Below are 2725 nucleotides of genomic sequence, written 5' to 3' on the forward strand. Positions count from 1 at the left end.
GGCTGTCGTCAGCAAGAACAAAACTCCAGTCGAGCGAGAAGTCAGCTCGGTTGCTGCCAGGGCGACGCCCGTCGAGATGCCAGACCTGATCCAACCACACCGAGCGTGTCGAGATCCGAAGCGGCGCACGTGCTTCGGCGGGAAGAGGGAATGCCGTGGAAGCCGTCATCGCTCACTCCAGCGGCGGAAGCGGTGCGAGGGCCAGCATTCGTTGATCGGCATCACCTCGCAGTGTTTGCGGGAAGTCCGGCAGGATGTCGTCGACCAAGATGCGCAGGCTCGGCGCATACAGGAGCTCGAAGCGACGCGGATCAATGCGTTCACGCGCCCGCTCCAGTTCGCCGATCGCCTGAAGGATGCGCGCCATGTGCTCCACATTGATCGGTATGACCAGTCCCGGGCAGCGCAGACATCCGCCGAAGTGCCGGCAGACCCGACCTGCTATCGAGTCTGGTGCTGTGCCCGCGACCGGGTTGAGGCAATCATGACTGAACGGAACCGTCGCATTGCTCGCCAGCGCAATCCGGTCGCGCTGCGCCCGATCCTCGCAGTTCACCTTCGCGCCGACGATCCAGCCGAGCATCAGCTCCTGCAATCGGGCGATTGTCTCGCGCTGGATGCGGCGCGTCTGCGGCCCCTTGATGTAAAGCTCGGTCGTGTCGGCGCGGACATGGTTGAGCACATCCTGTGTCGCGACGATGTCGCCGCCAGACGCCTTGTAATATTCGGTGGCGACGCTGCCGCGCAGCAGAACGGCGGCAAAGTCCGGCAAGAGCTGACGTGCGCGCTCCGGTGCAGCCTTGTTCCAGATGGCGATCCGGGCATTGGAGCGTTTGATGAACGGCTTCAGGGCGTGCGACAAGGTCGCTTCCGCAATGAGCGTGACCATATTCTTCTTCTCGCTCTTCACCAGGAACAGGCGGTTTCGATCCTGCCGGCTGGCCCGGGCTACGAGCGGCGCCGTCATCGCCAGCAACCTGTCGATCAGATTCGGCGCCGCGTAGCGGCGTCGGCGGTCGAACGATCGCCTTTGCGCGCGTTTCACCTTGGCGCCGGCCCGAGGCTTGGCCCACTCGACGATGATACGATGCTCGTCGAGCGGATGTGCCACCTGGCAATCGCGCGTGATGAGCCGCAGCGCATCCGGATTGCCCGCCGTCTGGATCGAAAGCGCGATGAAGAACGCCGCGACCGTCTCGCCGGTCAGGTGCATGTAGCCGCCAAGATGACGAAGCCCGCCATGGCGGTTGGCCGCCGATATGTTGATGCCGCTACGGATCGCTTCCGTGCGCGACGGCAGGACACCGTCACCCACGGCTGCAAACGCCCGGATCAGTTCGCAAAGCTCGGGATCGACGCCATCAACCGGCCCGCGCGCCCCAATGATCTTCCGCCCAGCCTCGAAGCGATCCCATGCCTCGTCGATCTCCTCATAGCACGCGCGCAGGATCGCTTTGAGGTCCCCTCCGCCAAGGCGCGGCCGGGTATCGGCAATGCGGTTCGGCCAGACCCGCCAGGGGAAGTCGATCCGCGACAGCAGCCGGGAGGGATGCCGCCGCTTGGTCCAGTCGATCATCTGGCGAAGCTGCATGAGCACATTCGCCCGCGAACCCTTCGACCAGGGCTGGTTGGTCTGTCCTGCGACCTGGCGATCCAGCCATGCGATGTAGCGCCCAACCATCGCACTGGTCAGATCGTTGACCGACAGAACAAGACCGTCCTCCGCCACGAAGCGCGCAAAGGCGCGCAGCGCCATCCAGCAATGACGCTGCGTGTCCCGGCTCGAGGCGGCATGATGATGACGGAAGGCATCGGCCAGAAGAATCGCGATGCCCAACGGCAAACCGAGGCTGCCGAGATCGTAGCGTTTCACAACCTCGCCCCAGCCGTCGCGGAAGACGACGATGGTATCGGCTGGCTGATCCAGAACGATCGGCGCCGCAGCCGACAGCCTCCGGTCGATGCGCTCGCGTCTAACGGCCATCGGGGACCAACTCGCCATAGAGATAGTCGATGCCGTCGGCGAGGTCCCGCCCATTCAGCTCAACGCAGCGCAGGTAGATCGACGTGCTCTGGATCGAACTGTGACCCAGCAGGACCTGCACGATCTTCAGCGGATTGAGGTCGGGCGTGGTCGCTGCCTGCCTCTGCAATCGCACCAGCATCGTCATCGCAAATGTATGCCTCAGGTAATGTAATGTTCCGGTCACGCCAGCCGCGCGGAATGCCTCGGCAAACACCGCCGTCAATCGCGCCTTGCTGACCACATTTCCCTGGGTGTTGAGGAACAGAGCCGAAGGCGGCCGATAGTCGGGCCTCCCTCGACGCAACGCCCGGACCTGCGGCGTGCGAACCTCGTCGATGTAGCGCTGCGTGCGGTCGACCAGGCGAATCGGCGGGTAGATCGTGCGCGGCTTGTCACCCTTGGTGATCGTCAGCGGCACGCCGATCAAAGGATGATCCTCGTCGTCAAGATGCGCCGTCTCCGGAACCTGGAAGACCGCGAGGCCGCAAAGCTCCTTGCGCCGCAGTCCCGTCGCCAGCGCCCATTCCGCCATCAGGCGGTAGGGCATATCCAGATGCGCAAAGACGCGACGCAATTGATCGACACGCAACGGTCTCGGCAAACGCTCGTGCTCCGCTACCGTCAGGATGTTTGCCGCCATGACGCCTGGACGCGCATCGACATGCGCCAGGAACGATTGTCGCCGGCCGGAGCCCACCC

General features: G+C 64.1%; 2 protein-coding genes. Both read right to left on the reverse strand.

The annotated features are described in order from the left end of the window. Positions 1-172: 172 nt before the first annotated feature. Complete coding sequence (locus GJ693_RS15270) at positions 173-1984, reverse strand: hypothetical protein (RefSeq protein ID WP_156257103.1); 1812 nt, start codon at positions 1982-1984, stop codon at positions 173-175. Further along, positions 1974-2725, reverse strand: a 752-nt coding sequence (locus GJ693_RS15275; RefSeq protein ID WP_156257104.1) for a tyrosine-type recombinase/integrase, incomplete at its 5' end; no start/stop codon positions are given. The genes GJ693_RS15270 and GJ693_RS15275, both read right to left, overlap by 11 nt.

Source organism: Sandarakinorhabdus oryzae, from assembly GCF_009733735.1.
Taxonomy (GTDB): Bacteria; Pseudomonadota; Alphaproteobacteria; order Sphingomonadales; family Sphingomonadaceae; genus Sandarakinorhabdus; species Sandarakinorhabdus oryzae.